The 23,498-nt window shown below is 63.3% G+C and carries 9 protein-coding genes; 4 read left to right on the top strand and 5 right to left on the bottom strand.

Annotation, left to right across the window (positions count from 1 at the left end):
- The first annotated feature begins 521 nt into the window (after positions 1-521).
- Positions 522-1,379, top strand: a complete 858-nt coding sequence (locus AAFP29_RS04885; protein ID WP_419216176.1) for a mycofactocin-coupled SDR family oxidoreductase — start codon at positions 522-524, stop codon at positions 1,377-1,379.
- Here AAFP29_RS04885 and AAFP29_RS04880 read toward each other — a convergent pair whose 3' ends face one another.
- Positions 1,380-2,063: a trimeric intracellular cation channel family protein gene (locus AAFP29_RS04880; protein ID WP_419216175.1), complete on the bottom strand. Its 684-nt coding sequence runs from the start codon at positions 2,061-2,063 to the stop codon at positions 1,380-1,382.
- Positions 2,060-2,731: a hypothetical protein gene (locus AAFP29_RS04875; protein WP_419216174.1), complete on the bottom strand. Its 672-nt coding sequence runs from the start codon at positions 2,729-2,731 to the stop codon at positions 2,060-2,062. The genes AAFP29_RS04880 and AAFP29_RS04875 overlap by 4 nt, the downstream gene beginning before the upstream one ends.
- Before the next feature lie 41 nt (positions 2,732-2,772).
- On the opposite strand from AAFP29_RS04875, the gene AAFP29_RS04870 reads away from it, so the two are divergent.
- Positions 2,773-3,543, top strand: a complete 771-nt coding sequence (locus AAFP29_RS04870; protein ID WP_419216173.1) for a DUF2127 domain-containing protein — start codon at positions 2,773-2,775, stop codon at positions 3,541-3,543.
- 69 nt (positions 3,544-3,612) lie between these two features.
- Here AAFP29_RS04870 and AAFP29_RS04865 read toward each other — a convergent pair whose 3' ends face one another.
- The 3 genes from AAFP29_RS04865 to AAFP29_RS04855 all read right to left on the bottom strand — a co-directional run bounded on the left by AAFP29_RS04865 (position 3,613) and on the right by AAFP29_RS04855 (position 8,573).
- Positions 3,613-5,493 carry an ATP-binding cassette domain-containing protein gene (locus tag AAFP29_RS04865; protein WP_419216172.1) on the bottom strand — a complete coding sequence of 627 codons (1,881 nt, stop codon included), beginning with the start codon at positions 5,491-5,493 and terminating at the stop codon, positions 3,613-3,615.
- A gap of 21 nt (positions 5,494-5,514) precedes the next feature.
- Positions 5,515-6,882, bottom strand: coding sequence for a 3-oxoacyl-[acyl-carrier-protein] synthase III C-terminal domain-containing protein (locus AAFP29_RS04860; RefSeq protein WP_419216171.1), 1,368 nt, complete (start codon positions 6,880-6,882; stop codon positions 5,515-5,517).
- Between the two features lie 122 nt (positions 6,883-7,004).
- A complete protein-coding gene (locus AAFP29_RS04855) occupies positions 7,005-8,573 on the bottom strand; it encodes a fatty acid desaturase (protein ID WP_419216170.1) in 1,569 nt (522 codons plus the stop codon).
- A gap of 234 nt (positions 8,574-8,807) precedes the next feature.
- On the opposite strand from AAFP29_RS04855, the gene AAFP29_RS04850 reads away from it, so the two are divergent.
- Complete coding sequence (locus AAFP29_RS04850; RefSeq protein WP_419216169.1) at positions 8,808-9,572, top strand: LppX_LprAFG lipoprotein; 765 nt, start codon at positions 8,808-8,810, stop codon at positions 9,570-9,572.
- A gap of 387 nt (positions 9,573-9,959) precedes the next feature.
- Positions 9,960-23,498 (top strand): amino acid adenylation domain-containing protein, encoded by a 13,539-nt coding sequence (locus tag AAFP29_RS04845; RefSeq protein WP_419216167.1) that lies wholly within the window; start codon positions 9,960-9,962, stop codon positions 23,496-23,498.

The following is a 23,498-nucleotide window of genomic DNA, read 5'->3' as shown; positions in this document are numbered from 1 at the left end:
GCTGTGTGACCCCGAACGTCGAGTCACACTGCCCCGCCGAACGTCGAGTGTGACCCGACCGTCGAGTCACACTGCCCCGCCGAACGTCGAGTGACGAAACGAGCTTGCGAGTTTCGTTGTATCGAGACGCCCGCCGGCCGAATTGCCAACTGGCCCACCCCATCGCCTGGACTGAAACCTGCACCCCAAGCCCCGCCGAGGGATCATCTCCCTCGGGTCAAGTCACGCCACGGACTTCAGTCATCCACCGCCACAGCCAGAAACTGTCGACTCAGCGTCGCCGAGCGGACAACTCCCTCGCGGGAGGTCGATGCGCAGGCTTCAGTTGCCCCCTGTCGAAACCTGCGGCGCCGGCCACCCCGAGGGATACCTCCCCCAGGCGTCCTGACACCGCAAGGTTTCAGACGCCACGACTGAAGTCCGCGCCTCAAGCCCCGCCACGGGAATACCTCCCCCGCACACCACCCCAACTCCCATACATGACAGACTGAACACGTTCTAGTTTTGCTCAAAGCAGCTCGATGACAGGGAGAATGATGGGCAAGCTCACCGGCGAGGTCGCCTTTATCACCGGTGCGGCGCGCGGACAGGGACGCGCACATGCGGTCAAACTCGCATCCGAAGGTGCCGACATCATCGCCGTCGACCGGTGCGCCGACGTCGACACCGCCGGCTACAACATGGCAACCGAAGCCGACCTCGCCGAAACCGTTGAGCTCGTCAGAGCAACCGGTCGCGAGATCTCCGCATCGGTCGCCGACGTCCGGGACCTTGATTCACTCCAAGCCTCGGTCGACGCGGGCGTCGCGCGTTTCGGCCGTCTCGACATCGCGATAGCCAACGCCGGCATCGCCGCATCCCCCACCCTCTCCTGGGACCTGACCCCAGATGCATTCCGAGAGATGTTGGATATCAACGTCACTGGCGTCTGGCAGACCACCAAGGTGGCGATCCCGCACATCATGGCCGGCAATCGCGGCGGCTCGGTGATTCTGGTCTCGTCGATGGCCGGACTACGCGGCATCCCCGGCATCGTCCACTATTCCAGTGCGAAACACGCCGTCGCCGGCATGGCAAAATCCATCGCAAATGAGTTGGGCTGGGCCAACATTCGCGTCAACTCAATCCACCCGGGCAATGTCCGCACCACGATGATCGACAATGAACCAATGGTCCGCGGCTTTCGTCCCGACTTGGCGGATCCGGTCCTCGATGACACCGCCGAAGTGATGGGCAAGCTGAACCTCCTACCGGTGCCGTGGGTAGAGGCCGAAGTGATAGCCGACGCCGTGCTGTACCTCGTCGCCGACACCGGGCGCGGCATCACCGGCGCGGCCATTCCCGTCGATCTGGGTGCCAGCGCGAAGTTCGGCGGCTAGTCACGCGGAGTCACCGCGGCGCACATAGTGCGGTCGCGGGCCATTCCAGCCGTATCGCAAGGCGAGCAGTCTGAACGCGATAATCAGTGCGGCACAGAGCAACCCAGCCCAGGCGTTGTAGACGCCCAGGTGGAGCAGCACCGCGGTGACGATGGCGCCCAACGTCGCGGGAATCGCATACAGCGACTCGTCGGGACGCAACACACCGGGCACCTGCCCGCTGAGCACGTCCCGGATCACACCGCCGCCGATGCCGGTCGTCACCCCCAACAGCGCCGACGTCGGCGCTCCCAAACCGGCGTCGTAGGCGACGACAGTGCCTGTGACACAGAACAATCCGAGACCAACGGCATCGGTCAGCAGCAGTGGCCATCTGGTGAGGCGGTTGCCCGGATGTTTCACGAAAATCACCAAAGCCATTGCGGTGGCTGCGATCAGAAAGATCAAGTCGGTGAAGGCCGTCGGCGGAGTGTGACCAATGAGCACGTCGCGCATGATTCCGCCGCCCAACGCCGTGGCGCTCGCCAGCACGACGATGCCCACGATATCGAGATTGCGGCGCACCGCGGCCAACGCGCCCGACGCCGCGAACGCAACGGTGCCGATCAACTCTCCGTAGTGTTGCACCCAGGTCGCCGCGGACTCGAGGTCCGCGGCGATCACCAGATCCGTTGCGCCGCTCATACTCCGAGGGGAAAGTCGAAACGCGACGTTGGCACTAGATCAAGATTGTGATCCGCGCCGATGCGCGCGACGCTCGCCATCATCGTGGTCACCCGCTCATTCAATTCCCGCTTGTCACCACCACTTCCGTAGAATGCGTGAATATCATCGACGGCTGCTATCGGAAACAACTCTTCGACGATGGCATCCACACCTAAAGCATTGTCCGTCAACGCTTTTGACACAATATTTTGGTAATAGCCAAAGGTCGCCTGGGTGTCGATGGCGACTTGCGTATGATCGTCCAGCCAACGTTGGCGCCACTGATCGTAGGTGAGTTCAACCGGATGACGCAGAAACGCGATATTGGCGAGGGCATCGATGCGTTCGCCGGTCGGTAACGTCGGGTCCAGCGGTGCCCGTCGCACGACCTCCCACGCCGCTATCGTTCCGGCAATCGCGCGCAGCTCATCGAGCACCGCTTCCGCTTCGCCGCCGGCGACCGAAACGACCGCCTCGATTGGGCGCTCAAAATGCGTAATTCGCATCGCGCCGCGCACGATGTCGTCGGAGATGTTCACCTGCAGTCGCGTGGCACCCCGGCGGGCCAACGAGTCGCGAATGTCGCACTCAAGCAGGCCGTCGACGTCCCACAGTGCCGCGATCACCTGTGTCGGTTGTTCGTTCACGTTGTCATGGTAGGACGCCGACACTCGACTACTGTGATCGCATGGATTGGTCCCTGCGCGCATGCGCCTGGCACGGTCACGAGACCTACGCCCCAACCGAAGCCGACTTGCGAGCACGACTCACTGCCGACACTCCAGTCGGCACCGCCTGGCGTTGCCTGCGCTGTGGCACTTTCGTACTCGGCGATCCGGCCGGTAGCGGCCGCGCGCAAGACGCTCCTGAAGTGCCACGGGGTGCGATGCTTCGCGATCGGGTCATCATGCGGTTGCTCGCTGCCGAACGAGCGATCCGTGGACTGTTGCTCCTCGCTGCCGCGTTCGTCGTCTTCCAGTTCCGCACCAGCCAGGGGTCGGTTCGCGAGAAATTCGATGCCGAACTCCCGCTGCTTCGCCCTCTCGCCGACCAAATCGGCTGGAACATAGACGATTCCAAGCTCGTCACCTATATCGAGAAGTCGTTCTCGCTGTCGACGACGACGCTGACTGTCGTCGCGGCGCTCATCCTTGCCTACGCCATCTCGCAGTTCGTCGAGGCGACCGGGCTCTGGCTGATGAAACGCTGGGGCGAATACTTCGCGGTCGTCGTTACGAGTCTGTTCATCCCGCTCGAGATCTACGAAATCGTCGAAAAGGTTACCGCACTGCGGATCTGCTTACTGCTCGTCAATGTGGCAGCGGTGGTGTGGCTGATCTGGAGCAAACATCTGTTCGGGGTGCGCGGCGGCGTCGCGGCCTATGCGGCGATCCACCATTCCGAGAGTCTGTTGACCGTGGAGCGGGCGGCCCTGTCCCCCGGAAAATCGTCCGAATAGTTGCCCTGCAAGGGCAATATGCCCTCGGTGAGCAACTATTCAGACGATTTTCACGGGTGGGCGGGGCAGCTACACCTGCGCGCCCGACGACTCCACGACTTTCCCGACCTCCAGCTTGATCAATCGGTCGGCGATGTCGAAGTAGCGGTCGTCGTGTGTGATCACGATTACGGTCTTGCCGCGAGCGGCGAGGTCGGCGAGGATTTCGCGGTAGAAAGTGTCCCGGAACTGCGGCTCCTGGTCGGCGGCCCATTCATCGAAGAGATAGATCGGGCGATCCTCCAGCAACGCGGTCACCAGCGCCAGGCGTTTACGTTGCCCCTGCGACAACGACACTGTCGAGAGATGTCCGTCGCGGACGGTTACCTTGTCGTCGATACGCAACATCTGCAGGTAGTGCCGCACACGGTCGTCTAGGTCGGGGCCGTCGAATCCGAGATAGTCGTCGAACAGGTGGAAGTCGGTGAAGATCGCCGCCGTATTCTGCCGGAACCATTCGATGTTCTGATGATCTATCCGCTCACCGTTGAGTGTCAGCGAACCCGTTTGCGGCACATAGAGTCCCGTAATCAATTTGGCGAGGGTCGATTTTCCGCTGCCGTTGCCGCCGACGATGAAGGTGATCGCGCCGGGTTCGAATACCGCGTCGACCGGGCCTAGATGAAATCCATGTCCGGGCGGCGGACCGCCCAGGTGCGGCCCACCCGGTCCACGACCGTCCGGCGGTGGCGGGCCCTGCCGTCCGGGCGGCGGTCCACTGGGACGGCCACGACGACTGGGGCGCTGCAGCAACGGACCGTCGGACACCAGTTCGGCGCGGCCGCCGTCAGAGCCGTTGACGTCGGGGTGCGCGATGCTCTGCGGCGGAGGCCCCAACACGAGTTCGGCCTCCTCGGGCTCGACGCCGGGCGGTGGCGGCGGACCGAGCGGCCCCTGCTCGGTGAGATAGGTGTACCCAAGGCCGGTCAGTTCCAGTCGCGCGGTTTCGACGACGGGTCGCGGCACATACGGCAACGCCTGCTCGTCGTGCAGGGCTTCCATCGACAATTCCAGCGATTGGATCTTCTTGAGCGCCACATCACCACGCAGCAGGTCGGGGATGCGATGCATGAAATTCTGCATCGGCATGGCCAGGAAGGTGGTGACGATGACGTAGCCGATCAGCGTCTCCTGCGGCAGATCCATCGCGACTGCGACGCCGAATAGAATCGCGGCCATCGTCGCCAGCTGCAACACCTGGCCGAGTCCCTGGCCGATCGCGAATTTCGTACCGGCGTCGATGTTCTTGCGCCGCAACTGTTCTGCGGTGCCGAGCAGCTTGTCGTCCATGAACTCACGACGACGTCCACGGTGTAGTTTGAGCTCTTTGATACCGACACTGACCGAATGGAATGAGCTGATCAGGTCATCTTCGTGTTCGCGGACCGAACGGAATAGTGCGCGAACATATTTCAGCACTGTCTCGACACAACCGATTGCGATGAGCGTCGATCCCACGGTGATCGCGAATAGTGGGCCGGACAGGATTGCCAGGAATACCAGGCAGCCAGCGATGGTCGCGACGTCGACGCACATACTCGGTATCGCACTGACCGCCATCGACAGCGAACGAACGTCTTCGGTCAATGTCGCCAGAAGCCGGTGTGTGCCAAGACGTTCCAAATGTTCCAGCGGTGCCGACACCACACCGGCGCTCAGTTTCGCGCGTAGTCGGTAGATGGCATCCTGCGCCAGGCGGATCAATAGGATCTGCGATGCCAGGCCCGCGGCGATCACCACGGCGATGGTGAGCGCGAACTTCTGCCACGAACCCGAATCGCCCTCCGGCCCGACGACCGCGTTTATCTGGGTCACCAGGAACGCGTTGGCCGCGCCGCCGATAAGCCCCATGACGACGGCCGCGAAGATGCCGACCCAGGAGACGGCGAACAGGAAGCGAATGAGCTTCATTGTGGAGACCTTTCGCGACCGCTAACCGCGGATAATGTCGAAGAGCATGCCCTCTAGTGTGACCCCAGGGGCAAAGGAGAAGGCGACGCCGGTTGAGACCGGCCTGGTGCCCGAATCTCGCTGTGCCACCATCTGTTCCAAGACGAAGAGCAACGAAACGCTGAGCATATTGCCGTATTCGGCGAGTACATCCCAGCTGGGCCCGGCGCGCTCCGCGGAAATTCCCAGCGACCGCGCAGACGACTCGATGATCGCGGGGCCGCCGGGATGGATCGCCCAGAGTTCGACGTCGTCGCGAGTCATTCCCTGACTGCTCAACTCCGCGTCGATGGCCGGTGCGACACCGTCGACAATGTACTGCGGCAACTCCTGCGCGAGCTCGCAGGTGATGCCATTGTCGTTGACGCCCAGCACAATTCCGTCCTCGGCATCGTCGAGGAGGTGACTGAACGTCGACCGGATGACAACGTGCCCGGCGGGCAGTGGGTGACCTACTTCGCTCGCTCCGACGACGACCGCGCCGCATCCATCGCCGAAGAGGCTGTGGGTGATCACCTCGACGACGTTGTCGCCGAAGGCCGCGTTGATCGAACTCAACTCCAGGCAGATGACCAGGGCCTTACGGTCCGGGTTGGCGCGCACGTAGTCGGTGGCAGTGCGGATTCCGTTGACTCCGGCGGCGCATCCCATGAAGTTCACGACGACCCGGTTCACGGTTGGCGCGAGCTCCAACTGTTTGATCACCGCGATGTCGACGCCGGGTGCGATGAAGCCGGTGCTGGTGACGAATACGACCAGACCGATGTCGGTGGTCGGATTCGGCACACCCGCGATAGCGCGCCGGGCGACGTCAAGGGCAAGCGGAACAGCCAGGTCGAAGAAGCGAGTCATGCGCTCACGGATGGTCGCCGGCCGACGGCTGTATTCCAGGAACTCCGGGTCGAGCGGGTCGATCGCGAGATGCCGGGTGTTTATGCGGGTGTTGGCATATACGCGCGGGATGCGTGCCCGCTGAGCCGGGTCGTCGAAGAGCGCAGCCACCTGCTCGGCGGCATCAGCCTGCGAGTAGATGGTTTCCGGTGCCCCAGTGGCAATCGACTCGATGACCGCCACGGTTGTTGGCGGCGCCGGGAGCGAAGCGAGCGGGCCGGGTTCGCCCTGCGCCGGGAGCGAAGCGAGCGGGCCGGGTTCGCCCTGCGCCGGGAGCGAAGCGAGCGGGCCGGGTTCGCCCTGCGCCGGGAGCGAAGCGAGCGGGCCGGGTTCGCCCTGCGCCGGGAGCGAAGCGAGCGGGCCGGGTTCGCCCTGCGCCGGGAGCGAAGCGAGCGGGCCGGGGGTTTCGTTATGCCCGGGTTGACCGAATACGATATCCGGTCCAGTGTTTAGCGCCATCGCGTCGTCCTTTCTCACACTTGCTGTTATATCCCATCATTGCCGATCACCGCGCGGTGATGACAACCCATGTCGATTCGACGAATGAATGGCGCTGTCGGCTGAACAAATGAATATGATGCTCACACCGTGCCTATCCCGGTGAATCCCTTGATCGTATAGTCGCCGCAGGTCTTCAACGCTGACGGCGAGAAGTGTTCGCGGAAGAATCCCCATTGATTCTCTTGCGCGGGTCGTGATTTCGCGATGAGGTATACATTCACCTGTTTGGGTAGGCGATCAGTGAAGAAACTCTTGGCGGGCAGCCATTCGACGCCGAATTTCGCAGATTCTTCGCGCAGTACATTCTCAGTCGCGATATTCGAGAATCCGCTGCGTTGATACGGAACCACGTGGTGTACCCGATGCGAGCTGAGACCAGCGGAGAGAAAGCAATCGACGTACCGGTTTCCGAGGACCTTGAGATCGTATGCCTGCTCTACCTGGTTCACTGCCCAGTCGTCGGTATCCGACTCGATTTCGTCAGTGTCCAAGTCGAAGTCGTGGCTCGCCACGACGAGGAACGTCGAGATCCACAGTGTCGCGATGAACTGCAGGAGCCAGGCCCAGAAGTCGCCGGCGACGAGAAATACCACCATTTCCCCAAGTAGTAGAAATCGCATTCCAAAGGCGCCGATGAAATGTGGAAGTCCACCTTTCCAGGAGCCGTACATATCAGCGATGCCGACCTGCCTGGTCAGTTTGCATATCTCCAGCATTCGGATGATCATGCCGGTGATTGTGTGTCCGAATTTGTGCAGCGTGTGGATCGGGATTCGCCAGAGCCGCGGCAGGTCCATCATGAATGTGAAGACGTTCTTCTTTATGTCGACTTCACTTTGCGTGTGCGGATGGTGTAACAGCGCATGACCGTCTGCGGTCACGAATGACAGTGCGACGTAGTTCATGTCGAAGGCATTGACGAATATCTTGTTCCACCCTTTTTGCGCCCGGTGGATGGCGTAGTGCCCTACTCCGGCGAGTGAACTGCGCAGCAAAACCATCAGCAACACGAATAGTGGCAGCGGCATCCAGGAGGTGTCGTACAGCCTCAATCCCTGGACGGCGAGATATGCGAGGAAAAGTGTGATCGCGACCACGTCGAAGATGCGGTCCATTCGCTTGACTTTGCTAACCATTTCCGGCGCGGACAGCCGAGTCTTGACCGCGTGCAGCAGATCATCCTTGCGACTGAAGTCGTAACGCGGTGTATCGCGCCAACTATCGAAGCCGTCCTTGAATAGGAAGTCGGGTGCATTCGCCTTGGGGTGCACGTCCTCGATTACCGCTTCGCGATCCAGCGAGTATCGCTCCAGCATTCGGGCAATTCGGGCGGGATCCTTGTGATAGGAGCCGATTATCGAGGTGATGTCGCGATTCTTGGTGCGCCCGATGAAGAATTCGCCGCCGGGATGCTTCGAAATCCAATCGGTCAGATCGTATGCCCGACCGTTGTAGACCCACACATTCGAAAGCCGCGGGCCACCGCCCGGACCCGGCTTGCGCCCCAGGTCAGGATCGGGACGCTCACTGTCCGACGAATCACCGGCGGACGTCTCCGGTGCGGCTGCGCCAACCGCCTCGGAAGTCTCGGCCGATTCAGTTACCTCGGACACCTCGGGCACCAGTGCGATTGGGTCATCCGTTGTCATTATCCGATTTCCTCCGTGCTCGGCGAGGGTCGGCGATCGACGCCTCGCTGCACCTATCATCGACTACCCGGCCCGCGCGTTCATTCGGTCGAATTAGCTTCATACACAGGCATCATTCGATTGAAGTATCTATCCACAGACTATTCAAGCTTAGGACATCAGGGCTTCAATTCTCGGGTAGTGTACCGACGCGTGACACCTGTTGAATCATCAATCAGCTCTCGACTGAAGCGTATGGCGGTTCCGGCCGTCGCGGCCGCGGCTGTAGCCGCTGCGATTTTGACCGGCTGCTCGACGGCCGACAACTCCAATTCGACGGACGCGCCGAGTTCGGCGCCGCCCACCCAGGACACCACGCGCTCGGGGACGCCACCGTCAGTGTCGACCACTGACGCCAAGGCGTTGCTCGACCAGGCGTCGAAGACCACCCAACTCACCGAGGCCGTCCACCTCAAACTCAGCGTCGACCCCAAGGTCCAGGGCCTGCCGGTGCAGGAACTCGACGGCACGGTCGTCACCAAGCCGTCGCCCGCGGCCAAGGGTTCCGGCTCCTTCCGTGTGAAGGAGGAGTACAAGAAGATCGACTTCGTCATCGTCGGCGGCAAGCTGTACACGATGGAACCGGGCGCAAGCTGGAAGGATGCCGGCAATATCACCGGCGGCGGCCAGAAGTCCTACGATCCGTCCGTCGTGCTGGATCAGGAAAAGGGCATCGGAAATGTTCTGGCCAAGTTCATCGATCCCAAAATCACCGGCACCGAGACCAAGAACGGCGTGAAGGCGGTGAAGATTACCGGCAAACTCGATGCGAACGACTTCGACGCGATCTTCCCGACGCGCGGCGACGGTCAGCTGAAGGGCGAACATCCGGCAACTGTCTGGATCGCCGAGGATGCGCCGAACAATCTGGTCCAGTTGACGATCACCACCGACAACGGTGACATCTCCCTGACCACAGACAAGTGGCAAGAGAAGGTCGACATCACCAAGCCGATCTAGGTTCGCCAACCCTCAGCAGGCCCCGTCGCAGCCGTACCGGCTGCGGCGGGGCCTCTTTAATTGGCGAAATCGCAAGTGGCTGTGTCGAAGCCGCCCGACTATTTAGTTGCATTAACGTTGGGATTATCGTCAGATAGCCTTAGGGAAATCACAGATGTTGACTATTGCAATTGCAATAGTGCGCATTCACTATGTGATTCGCAATATGGAATATCGCACGCACACTCACGCATATTCGACATTCCCCAGGTCAACGGGGTGCATTTCAGGATAGTCAACGGCAATATTCATCACGTCCGGATATTTCTCAAATTTCTTCGATTCACACCCATCCGCGCTCCCACCCCGTCCGAAGCACTTGTGTTACGGCAACACGAGGAGGATCGCGTGACCATCGAACAGGCCGTCCAGAACACTTACGCACTGCCACTCACCGCTGCGCAACGAGGTATCTACTACGCGCAGCAGATCGATCCCGACGTACCGATGTCGGTTTCGGCGTTCGTCGAGTTCCACGGCGACGTCGACGCCGACCTACTCGACCACGCGGTACGCGACACCGGGATCGAAACTGAGGCGGCGCTCCTTCGGCTGGTCCACCAGTCCGACGACGATGTCGAACCCAAGGTCATCGTCGATCTGGAGCGTCATATTCACTTGGGGCGCAGGGATTTCTCCGGCTCCGACGATCCTCGCGCGGCCGCGCTGGCCTGGATGAACGACCACCGATCCCAGACGGTCGACCTGTTTACCGACCCGATGTTGGCGACCTACCTGCTGAATCTTGGTGACGGCCACAGCATTTGGTATTGCTGGGGGCACCACTTCGCGTTCGACGGATATGCGGCGATGTACATGATGGTGCGCGTTGCCCAGCGCTACACCGCTTTTGCCGCCGACGAGTCGGTCCCCGACGCCGACATTGCCGGGATGGCACAGATCGCCACAATCGATAGCGAGTACCGGTCGTCGACGCGCTTCACCGACGACCGCGACCACTGGCGTCGACAATTCGCCGACGATCCGCAGGTCACCTCGTTCTCGACCCACAGCGACGCAGCGGCACCGGTCGCGACCATCTGCTCGGCGCCCCTTGACGACGCCGTCGTTGATGGAGTCCGAAAGATGGCCGAGAGCCTCGGCGTCCGGCCCGCATCGGTAATCACCGCGGCTGTGGCCCTTTACCTCGCTCGCTACAACAACACCGACGAGGCGATGCTGAGCCTCCCGGTCGCGGTACGCGACACCCAGATCCTGCGCACCTCGGCCGGCCTGACCTCCAATGTCATCCCGATCCGCAGTCGCATCGACCACGACGGCCCACTTCAGGTTGGTGACTTGGTTCGCGAGGTCAACGCGGAGATCAAAGGTGCGTTGCGGCATCAACGATTCCGCCACGAAGACATCACCCACGACGTCCTTGGGGCGGCGAACGGACGCCGCGGCTTCTTCGGCCCGATGGTCAACGTTATGCTGTTTTTCGAGCACATCGACTTCGGCACCCTGCACGGCGCGCTCAACATCCTGTCCACCGGACCGGTGGAGGACACCTCGGTCAACGTATACGACTGCATGGTCGGCGGCATGCGGCTGGACCTGGAGGCCAATCCGAATGTCTACGACCGTGCTGCGGTCGCCACCCATCACCGTCGCCTGATCGACTTCCTCACCCGATTCGTCGAATCCGCGACAACGTTGCGCGCCACCGACTTACGCATGCTCGCCGACGACGAGGCCGCGAGGGCTACCGAGAACTCGGCAGGCGAGACTATCGAACTCGGTGCAACTACGCTGCGTGGCCTACTCCACGGTGCGGCGGTCCGGTTCACCGATCGACCGGCCGTCATCGATCCACACGGTCAGACGCTGAGCTACGAGCAATTCGACGCCCGCACCGCTGCGGTAGCCGGCGCCCTATCCGAGCGCGGTATCGGCGCCGAATCCGTTGTCGGCGTGATGCTTCCGCGCAGCACCGAACAGGTCGTGGCATTGCACGCGATCATCAAGGCGGGAGCTGTCTTCGTCCCGCTCGATCCGGCCGAGCCCGACGAACGCCTTAATCACATCCTGGCAACCGCCCGGCCGGCCCTGATCATCACCGCCGACGGCACCGATCACCACATCGACTTCCCGACAACAACTATCGGCGAGCTCCAGACCGGGAAGGCCACCGAATCAACGTCGCCACTCCCGGACAACGGCGCCTATCTGCTATTCACTTCCGGCTCCACGGGCGCACCCAAGGGTGTACTCATCAGCCACCGGGCGATCGTCAACCGTCTGCTCTGGATGCAACACACCTATCCCCTTACACCGTCGGACCGGGTCTTGCAGAAGACCCCATCAACCTTCGACGTCTCGGTCTGGGAGTACTTCTGGCCGTTGATCACCGGCGCCGCGCTCGTCGTCGCACGACCGGACGGTCATCGCGATCCGTGGTATCTGCGCACACTGATCTCCGAGCAACGGGTGACGACAACACATTTCGTTCCATCCATGCTGTCCGCGTTCTCCGACGTGTTGAGCACCGATCCGGACACCCCGACCGCACTGAAGACTCTTCGCAGGATCTTCACCAGCGGTGAGGCACTCACACCGCAGACCGTCGGCGCGACTGCGGAGATTACGCAGTCGCCAGTGCACAATCTCTACGGGCCAACCGAGGCCGCGATCGACGTCACCTTCCACAATGATTGCGCAGCAACCGATTCCATCATTCCGATCGGGCGGCCTGTGTGGAATACCCGAGCCCAGCTACTCGACCGCCGATTGTCCCCGGTACCCGATGGCGCGATCGGAGACCTCTATCTCGGTGGAATTCAGCTGGCTCGCGGCTATCAGAGCCGCCCTGGCTTGACCTCCGACCGCTTTGTCGCCGACCCCTTCGGCAGCGGTGAACGTCTCTATCGCACCGGCGATCTGGTCCGCCGACGTCGCGATGGCACCCTGGAATACCTGGGCCGCAGCGACTCTCAGGTCAAGATTCGCGGACAACGGGTGGAGCTCGGCGAAATCGAAGCGGCGATGTCGACCTTGACCGGCGTACGCACCGCCGCTGTAGTGGTACGCGACGACCTCCTGGCCCATTCCGTCGCAGTCGGCTACGTCGCGGGCAATGAACTGCACGGACGGGATCTGCGAAACGAACTCGCCGCGCTGTTGCCCGAGCACATGATTCCGACGGTGGTGATGATATGCGAATCGCTGCCGACAACCTCGAGCGGGAAGCTCGATCGGCGCGCCCTGCCGACCCCGGTCCTCACGACGGCTGAATATCGTTCCCCGGCAACGCCGCTCGAACGACTTGTACACGACACCGTCTGCACCGTTCTCGGTCTGCCAGAGGCATCGATGACCGCCAATCTCTTCGAGCTGGGTGGCAATTCGCTATCGGCCACTCGTATCGCCGCACGGCTGTCGGCTGCGACCGGTACCCGCCTTGGCCTTCGCGCGATCTTCGATGCCGGCGATATCGGCGGCATCGCCGAGGCTGTGCACGAACTCGGCGTTTCCGGCGACTTCGATCATGTGGCAGCCGCGTCGGCTCATGTCCTGATTGACGGCCCGGTGCCGCTGTCCCCAGCTCAGCATCGCCTGTGGCTTGCGGCTCAACTCGACCCGACCGCGTCGGCGATCTACAACATGCCGTTCACCGTTCGACTGATCGGCGCACTCGATGTCGACGCACTACGTTCGGCGCTGGCCGACGTGGTTGCGCGGCACGAACCCCTGCGGACTACCGTAATGGACGAATCCGGTCGCCCTTTCCAACACGTCATCGAGGTCGACGACGTCCACTTCGACGTGCCGCTGATCAGCTCGGCACATGCCGACCCCGAAGGTGTCCGCGACTATGCCGCATTGGCTTTCGACCTTGCCGCCGAACTGCCCATCCGCGCTCGATTGATCCGGCACGGGGAGCAAGACCACACCCTCGCGGTGGTCATTCACCACCTCGCCGCCGACGGTTGGTCGCTGGCCCCGTTCGCCCGCGACTTCGCCGATGCGTATCGGGCTCGCCTCGCTGACCAGTCGCCGAAGCCTGCCGAACTGCCGGTGACCTATCGACAGATCAGCGCGGATCGTGCTGCGTGGCTGGACGATCCACAGTCGACAGCTGCGCAGCAGATCGATTTCTGGTCGCAGACACTCGCCGACGCGCCGGTCGACTCGGACCTGCCGTATGACCGTCTGCCATCAGGTCACACCGATCGGGGCGGTGCGATTGTCCGCGCTGCGATCGACGGCGCTACCCGGCGCCGTCTGGCGGACCTCGCCGCTGATCAGGGCGTGACGATGTTCATGGTGCTACACGCCGCGGTCGCGGCATTGCTGCGGGGCATGTCCGGGACCGACGACATTGTTGTCGGTACACCGGTATCCGGGCGCGGCGACGGCGATCTCGACGACCTCGTCGGCATGTTCGTCAATACCCTCGTACTACGTACTCCGGTCGACAAGCACGCGTCGTTTTCCGACCTGCTCTCAGTGGTGCGCGCCCGCGACCTCGAGGCATTCGATCACGCGGATGTCCCGTTCGACCGCCTGGTCACCGAACTCAACCCGCCCCGGAGCAGTAGCGGTCAGCCCTATTTCGACGTGTCGGTAGCTATCGAGAACACACCGCCGGTCGAGCTCGACTTCGCCGGGTTAACCGCGACTGCTGCCCGGATCGATACGCAAACCGGCAAATTTGATCTCGAATTCACGTTCACCGATCGTGGCGAGGCGGAACTGTCTATCGAAATAGGTTATGCCACAGCTCTTTTCAATCGGTCGACGATGACCGGTATGGCGTCACGGCTGACCCGGCTCTTGCGTCGCGTTGCCACCGACCCGCACACCAGCGTGGGCGATACCTGCGTGTTGGACCCATCGGAACGCTTCGACCTGGTGCCGGCCACCGGTACCGGACCTCGGCCGGCCGAACACCTTTCTCGGCTCCTGACCGGCGCGGTGGCGGCCGAACCCGAACACACCGCGGTCATCGACACCGCCGACGGTCGCAGTCTCACCTACCGAGAACTCGATGCGGCATCAAATCGATTGGCCCGTTTGCTGATCGATGCGGGCGCCGGACCCGAGGACTTCGTCGCACTCTCACTGCCGCGCGGAATCGAGTGGGTTGTTGCGATGTGGGCGGTAGTGCGTTCAGGCGCGGCCTGGGTTCCGATTGATCCGGGCTATCCGGCGGCGCGGACCGCGTTCATGCTCGAAGATTCGGGAGCACGACTACTGGTCACCGCTCACGGCAACCAAACTCCGGAATCCGCTGCGGTTGACGGTGTCACCGTCATCGATCTCGACGACTCCGCGACCCGCCGCGACTGGGAATCGCGTCCTGCCAATCCGATCTCCGACGACGATCGGCACACACCGGTGGAAGTCGATCAACCGGCGTATCTCATCTACACCTCCGGCACGACCGGGGTCCCCAAGGGTGTCATCGTCAGCCATCGCGGCCTCGCCGACTTTGCCGCCGAACAGGTTTCACGCCTTGGGCTCACCCCGCGAAGTCGTACCCTGCACCTCGCGTCGCCAAGTTTTGACGCCTCGGTGCTGGAGGCGTTGATGGCCGTGAGCGCGGCGGCCTCGATGCATATCGTGCCACCCGGCATCGTCGGCGGCCGGGAACTGTCCGAGGTGATGGCAACCGCTCGCGTCACCCACGCGTTCCTCACGCCGTCGCTGCTGCACACCATGTCTCCCGACGATCTGCCCGACCTCGACACGTTGGTGATCGGCGGCGAACATCCCAATCCCGAGTCGGTTCGGCTGTGGTCGGGCGACAAACATCTATTCAACGCGTACGGCCCGACCGAAGCGACAGTTGTCGCCACAATGTCGCAGGACATCTCGCCTGCCGACAGCGTGACCATCGGGCGCCCCATCCGCGGTGTAGCCGCGCTCGTCCTCGATGAGCGACTGCGGCCGGTAGCGCCGGGCACCACCGGTGAATTGTATTTGTGCGGAACACATCTGGCTCGTGGCTATCACGGAGTCCGTCCACTGACCTCCAAGCGATTCGTCGCCAACCCGTATGCCGAACCCGGCGAGCGGATGTACCGCACCGGTGACCTCGTGCGCTGGCGCTCCGATCACACCCTGGAGTTCCGGGGACGTGCCGACCACCAGACGAAGGTGCGTGGCTACCGGATCGAACTCGGCGAAATCGACGCCGCACTGGTCACCGCGGAAAATGTCCACGAAGCCGTCACCGTGGTTGCCGGAGAAGGAGATTCGGCCCGGCTCGTCTCCTATGTCGCTGGCACGGACCTCGGCGTCGACGACACCGCCGCCCTGCGTGACCACCTGGCGAACCGTCTGCCCAAGCATATGGTGCCCGCAACCGTCGTTGCCCTCGACAAGATCCCGACCACGCCTATCGGCAAAGTTGACCTGCGCGCATTACCGACCCCGCAGGCGCCGACCGGCGAACACGAGCCGCCGCGTACCGAATCCGAGTTGGCGGTCGCCGAGATAGTGGCCGGGCTGCTCGGACTCGACGTCGCGACGGTCGGTCGCGAACACGATTTCTTCGAGCTCGGCGGAAACTCATTGCTGGCAACACAGTTGGCAGCAGAGCTGGAGCGGCGCGCCGCATCACGAATTTCCGTGCGGACCCTATTCGACGACCCCCGTATCTGTGCGATCGCGAAACTCGCCGACGTCACATCCGACGGGCCGGCACTGGTGCCACTGACCCACGATCCAGTAGCAGAAGTCTCGCCGGGGCCTGCCCAGCAGCAGTTGTGGTTCCTCAATCAACTCGACGGATCAAGCTCCGACGACGTCGCCACGGGTGCCTACAACATTGCCTTCGCACTCGACCTGCGCGGCGAACTCGACGTCGACGCACTGGCCGGTGCGCTGACCCACGTCGTCAAGCGGCATGAACCGCTGCGCACCACATATCCCGCGCTCGACGGGCAACCGACGCTGCGGATAGCCCCAGCTGAGGCGGTCCAGATATCACTACAACCCGAGACAGTCGATGAGTCCGACTGGGAAGCTCGCTCACGGGCACTCGCCGCTACCCCATTCGACTTGACCGTCGATACTCCCCTGCGGGCACGACTGCACCGAATCGATTGCGGCACAGCAGACTCCGACATCGTGCATCGGCTGACGGTCGTCATCCACCACATTGCCGCGGACGGTGCCTCGCTGGTCCCCCTGGCACACGATATCGCCGTGGCCTATGCCGACCTGCACGCACAGCGCACACCCGCGCAGGCCGCACCGTCGATCTCCTACCGGGACTATCTGCGCTGGCAGGCCGCGTCATTGGGATATCACGAGGAGCGCGACGAGCAAGGTAGCCACGACGACCGATCGTACGCACCACGCCGCATCGACGAACTCGCCGATTGGTGGCGTGACGAACTCGCGGGCGTCGACAGCAGTCCGATCCTGGCGGCCGACGCCAATCCACGGCAGCTGCCCGACGTCGCCGCCGATTCGGTCGAGGTGGACTTCGATGACTCGATACGCGCCGCGTTACGCACCCAGATCGGCTCCGACACAACCGAGTTCATGACGGTGCATGCGATCCTGGCGGCTGTACTGCATCGGGTACATGCCGACGCTGAGGTACACATCGGTTCGGGCAGAAGCGATCTCGTCATCGGGACGCCGGTTGCCGGTCGCGCCGATCCCCGACTCGCCGGCCTGGTCGGCATGTTCGTCAACTCGGTGCCGCTGCGTGCTCAGGTCCATACGGATATGACCTTCGGCGATCTACTCGCCGAGATCCGACGCGCCGACCTCGACGCTCTGTCGCACTCCGACATGCCATTCGAGCAACTCGTCGCGGCAGTGAAACCACCACGGACCGGTCGGCACCCGCTGTTCCAGATCGCGTTGACGTTCGACGACACACCATTCGCATCCGCTCAGGCGAATATGCCGGCCTTCGACGGCGTGCAGGTGTCCGCGATGGAAGTCGAGACTGGCGCGGCCCGCTTCGACCTCGAGATCAGGATTCGAGACGGCATCGCCCGATTCACCTATAACACAACAGTTTTCAGCCGAGCCCGAATCGCCGATCTGGCCAGCCGATTCACCGCATTCGCGAAGTTGGTAGCCAACGATCCCACCCGGAAGATCGGCGACTATTCGCTTGCCCTGCCGACCGACCCCACCGTCGCATCAGCCGGCACGCCCGCTGCGGTCCAGCCACGACACCTTGCCGATCTGATCGAACACGCGGTGAACACGCGTCCCGAGGCGCACGCGATCGATGATGGCACCACCGTGCTCACCTACCGCGCCGCGGATGACATGGCGAACCGATGGGCCAACACGCTCGTGTCCTTCGGCATCAGCGCCGACGACGTTGTCGCGGTCGCACTGGACCGGTCGATCGAATCGGTCATCTCGGTATGGGCGGTCGCAAAGGCCGGCGCAGTGGTCCTGCCGATCGATCCGCGGTATCCCGCGCAGCGGGTCGAACATATGATTTCTGATTCCGGCGCGGTTCTCGGGATCACCTCCGACGCGTTATTCGACACCGTGCCGCGCGCTATCTGGTGGGTACGAACCGAGGACCTGTCCGCCGGGCAGACCGGCTCGACGAGGACTCATCGACATATCGGCGGTCGCGCGTACATCATCTACACATCCGGAACCACCGGGACACCCAAGGGCGTATCGGTGACCCACCGCGGCCTCGCTGCCTTCGCAGCGTCGCAAACCGTGCGCCACGGTATCGCCGCCGAGAGCCGCGCCCTACATTTCGCGTCGCCGAGTTTCGACGCCGCGATGCTCGAACTGCTGCTCGCGGTCGATTCAGGCGCCACGACGGTAATCGCTCCGTCGAATATCTATGGCGGCGACGAACTGATTGATTTCCTTGCCGCACAAGATGTTACCCATGCATTCGTCACGCCGGCCGCGTTGGCGCCGGCTGCCGCGCGCGACTTGCCAAGCCTGGAATGCCTGGCCGTCGGCGGCGAATCCTTCGGCTCTGATTTGGTTGAGCGATGGAGCATCGAGGGCCGTCGTTTCCTCAACTGCTACGGGCCGACCGAGTCGACCATCGTGGCCACCATGTCCGAACTGTTGCCCGGCCATCCGATCACCATCGGCACCACGGTCGCCGACAGCCACGCGTTGGTCCTCGACAACCGGCTTCGCGTCCTGCCGCCGCACACTCCCGGTGACCTGTACCTGATCGGGCCCGGCTTGGCCGACGGATACCACGGCCGACGGGGACTGACCGCGAGCCGCTTCGTCGCCGCACCAGCCGCTTCGTCGGCCACGATCGGGACCCGCATGTACCGCACCGGCGACATCGCCTCGATGGATACCGAAGGTGTCCTCACCTACCACGGTCGCAGTGATCGTCAGGTCAAGGTGCGCGGATTCCGCATCGAACTCGATGAAGTGGACTCGGCGCTGGCAAGCTATCCGGGTGTCCGGACGGCCGTGACGGTGACCGACGGCACGGGCGACTCGGCCACCCTGGCATCGTATGTAACCGTCCGCGACGGGGAACCGCTCTCGCAACGCGCGCTGATCGACTACGCGGCGCGGCGTTTGCCACGCCAGATGGTTCCGTCCACGGTTACTGTCCTGGAGACGATTCCGACCACGGTGAATGGCAAGATCGACCGTGCCGCATTGCCCGCACCCGATCCGCTGGTTACCGAGTCGGTCGAGTCCCGCGAACCCCGAACGGCCGCCGAGCGGTTGCTCGTCGACATTCTGAGCGACACGCTGGGACGTCCGGTCGGCGCCGACGACGACTTCTTCGACGCTGGCGGCACCTCACTGCAGGCGACCACCGTGGTGAGCCGTATCAATACGGTCCACCGCGGCGAACCGATCAGGGTTCGCGACGTCTTCGACAATCCAGTCGTCGAGCGATTGGCTCAGCTTCTCGACATCGAAGGCGCTATCGCCCTCGAAGCGGAATCTGACGATGCGGGCACACCGGCCGACCGGACGCGGCCGGGCCGAATTCCGCTGGCCCCCATGCAGAAACGTCTGTGGTCGCTCTACCGGAGCGCACCGGATTCGGTTGACTACGCGATACCGCTGCGCCTGAATCTGACCGGCGAACTCGACGCCGACGCCCTGCGTGGCGCACTCGTCGACATCGTCACGCGACATTCGGTGTTGCGGACCGTCTACCCCGAAACGCATGATGGCCCGGTCGGCATCGTCGGCGACGACGCCGATACCGTGATCGGGTCGCTGCGCCCCACCGCCGACGATCCCGAGACGGTAATCAAAGCGCTCACTCAACAGCCATTCGACCTGAGCGCCGATGCACCGATCCGTGCCGCCCTGACGTCGATCGGCACCGCGCACTCACTGATCCTGGTCATCCATCATATTGCCGCCGATGGCGCCTCGTTGCCGATTCTGGTCGCCGATCTGATCGCCGCGTATACACAGCGCGTCGATGGACGTTCGGCGACATGGCAACCCGCGCGACTCGACTTCGCCGACTATGCGCTCGCCAGCGCGCGCCACGTCGCCAGTGAGCGCGACGACCTGAGCTACTGGGCCGAGCGATTGACCGGAGCGCCAGCGCAGACGAGTCCCAGCGCCGACCCAGGCGTCGGAGATCGTAGTGGGGGCGGAAGTGTCACCATCCCGGTCGACACCGACCTCCGCGACGCAATCGTCGAGGCAGCTCGCCGCAACTCTACGTCGGTGTTCACCATTCTCCATTGCGCGACAACGATTCTGCTCAATCGACTCGGCGTCGGAACCGATATCGTCGTCGGTACGCCGGTTGCCAACCGGTCCGCACCTGCCGGCTCGCACGGAGACTTTGGCGGGGTTGTCGGCATGTTCGTCAACACGGTGGCATTACGCACCGCCGTCGATCCGGCCGACACCGCACAGCATCTCCTCGACGCGGTCCGCGATACCGATCTGGATGCGTGGGATCACCTCGACGCACCGTTCGACGATGTGATCGCCGCGGTCAATCCGCCGCGGCTGCCTGGTCGGCATCCGTTGTTCCAGGTCGCGTTGTCGGTACACGACTATGCTGATTCGATCGCTGGCGAGCGGCTGCCGATCGCCACCGGTCTGGTTGGAGAAGTCTCCGAAATAGATTCTCCGACAGCCAAATTCGACCTGCAGTTCACGGCCACCGGAATGAGCGCGGAAGCCGGCCGGCCGACCCTGTCACTGACCTACGCACGCAATCGCTACCGCCGTGATACCGCCGAGCAATTTGGCCTGCGGCTACTGCGCGTGGTGCGGGCGCTGACCGCCGACCCGCAGCGCACGGTCGGCGATATCCGGGTCACCGACCCACTCGAAGTCGCCGCCTTGTGCCCGGTTTCCGGACCGCCGGCAGCGACGCCGCGTACCTTCGCCGAACTACTCGAGGATGCCGTTCGCCGAAACCCGGCCGGTATCGCGGCGATCGGCGAAGACTCCACCGGTGCCACCACTGAAGTCACCTACCGCCAGCTCGACGCCCGCAGTAGTGGACTGGCCCGGTTGCTGATCACCCGAGGACTGGCTGACCGGCCGGAAACAGTTGTCGCGATGGCCATTCCACGTTCGATAGACGCGCTGGTGGCTATCTGGGCGATCGTGCGCGCCGGCTGCGCCTACGTGCCCGTCGATCCGACCTACCCGACCGAGCGAATCGCCCACATGATCGATGACTCCGGCGCGGGCACGATAGTCACCACGCGTGCGCATGCCAACGCGCTTCCCACCGATACACCGCGGCTCGTCATCGACGACCCCGCTGTCGCGCAGGAGATTTCAGCAGAATCCACGACACCGATCACCGATACTGACCGGGGCCGGCCGATACTCGCCGATCAGCTCGCTTACGTCATCTATACCTCGGGATCAACTGGCACGCCCAAGGGAGTTCTCGTTCCGCACCGAGGGTTGGCTGCGGTCCACGACGCGCTCGGCGAGACGATGCGGCCAGCCGCCGATTCGCGGGTGCTGCAATTCGCCTCACCCAGCTTCGACGCGTCGGTGCTCGAATTCCTGCTCGCCACCGCCGGGGCCGCCACGCTCGTCATCGCACCGACGACCACCTTCGGCGGCGCTGATCTGGCTGACTTCCTGCGACGTCATCGCGTGTCACATGCGTTCATCACCCCGGCCGCGGTCGCGAGTATGACACCGAGCGACGTTCCCGAACTGACCTCGCTCGCGGTCGGCGGCGAGGCGGTCGCCCCAGAACTGGTTCGACGCTGGGCAGTCGGTCGCGACATCCGAAATGTGTACGGCCCCACTGAGACCACGATCATCACCACTGAGTCCGAGCCACTGGCTCCCGACGCCGATGTCACCATCGGCGGACCGCATAACGGCGTCGGAGCGGTGGTCCTCGACGGGCGGCTGCATCCGGTACCGGCCGGGGTCGTCGGCGATCTTTATTTACTTGGCGATCAGGTCACCCGGGGCTATCACGGGCGCGCGCAGTTGACGGCCACCCGATACGTGTCAGCGCCGATGGTGCTCGGAGAGCAATACGCCGGCCAGCGAATGTACTGCACCGGAGATCGGGTTCGGTGGAGCGCCGAGGGCACCCTCGACTACGCGGGCCGCGCCGATAACCAGGTCCAGGTTCGCGGCTTCCGGGTGGAATTGAGCGAGATCGATAACACGCTGAGTTCGCAACCGCGGGTGCGTTCGGCGGTAACTGTCGCCGACACAACGTCGGGTTCCACTGTGCTGCACAGCTATGTAACCGCCGACGGAGCCGAAATCGACACCGCGGCACTGCGACGCGCGGTAGCCCACGTCTTGCCCCGTCATATGGTGCCCGCCTCGATCACCGAATTGACCGCGCTGCCGATCAACGCGGTGGGCAAACTGGACCGCTCGGCATTACCCGCTCCACGGGTAACGATCGGTCGGCGCGCGGAATCAGCGGCCGAAGCCAGGGTGGCCGGCATCTTCGCCGATGTCTTAGGCGTCGAATCGGTCGGGGCCGATGACAACTTCTTCGATATCGGCGGTGACTCACTACTCGCGACCACGGTGGTGACTCGCCTCCGCGAGCAAGGTGACACGGTCGCGGTACCCGATGTCTTCGCCGCACCGACGCCGGCCGAGCTGGCCGCCGCCCTCGACGGCGAGGGCGCCGCCACGTCAGCCGCGCTGGCTCCGCTGCTAACCCTGCGCAACGGCACAGAGCCTGTCTCGCAAGATAATCCGCCATTAATCGTCGTCCATCCCGCCATCGGGCTGTCGTGGAGTTTCACCAGTCTGCTGCCGCATGTCGATCCGGCACGTACGGTCTACGGGCTGCAGAATCCGGCGCTGACCGGTGCGACACCGGCCAGTGATATCGGTGAACTCGCCGCCGACTACGTCGCGCGCATCCGGGAAGTGGTACCCCAGGGTCCCTATCACCTGCTCGGATGGTCGCTGGGCGGACTGATCGCGCAGGAAATGGCGGTTCGTTTACAGCGCGGCGGCGACACTGTCGGCAAGCTGATCCTGCTCGATTCCTACGTGCTGGCCGATCACCCAGATCGTCAGCAACCGGAGTCGATCCGGGAACTGTTGGGAGAACTGGGATTCGACACATCCGAGATGACCGGTGAGCCGAACCTGACGAGCGCCCTGAACGCGGTACGAGCGGGCGGCGGACCGTTGGCCGACCTGTCCGCCGACGATCTTGCTGCGATCCACTCGGTGTTCTCCGCGGCCGGTCCGCTCGCGGCCACCTGGCAGCCCCGGACCTTCGTCGGTGATGCGGTCTTCGTGAGTGCCACCGGAACAACGGTGAACGCCGGCGGAGCGCGCATGGACTGGGTCGACCGGATAACCGGGCGGATCGCCGATGTCGCTGCATCCTGCAGTCACGCTCGAATGCTGTTGCCGGAGAACGTCACACAGTTCGCCTGGGTGATCGGTACGACACCTCCGCCATCGGTCGACCGCCCGAAACGTATCGCCAACCACCGAAAGGAACACTGA

Origin of the sequence: Gordonia sp. CPCC 205333, assembly GCF_048537885.1 — a bacterium.
Lineage (GTDB): Bacteria > Actinomycetota > Actinomycetes > Mycobacteriales > Mycobacteriaceae > Gordonia.
This window is presented reverse-complemented; position numbering and strand designations above follow the sequence as displayed.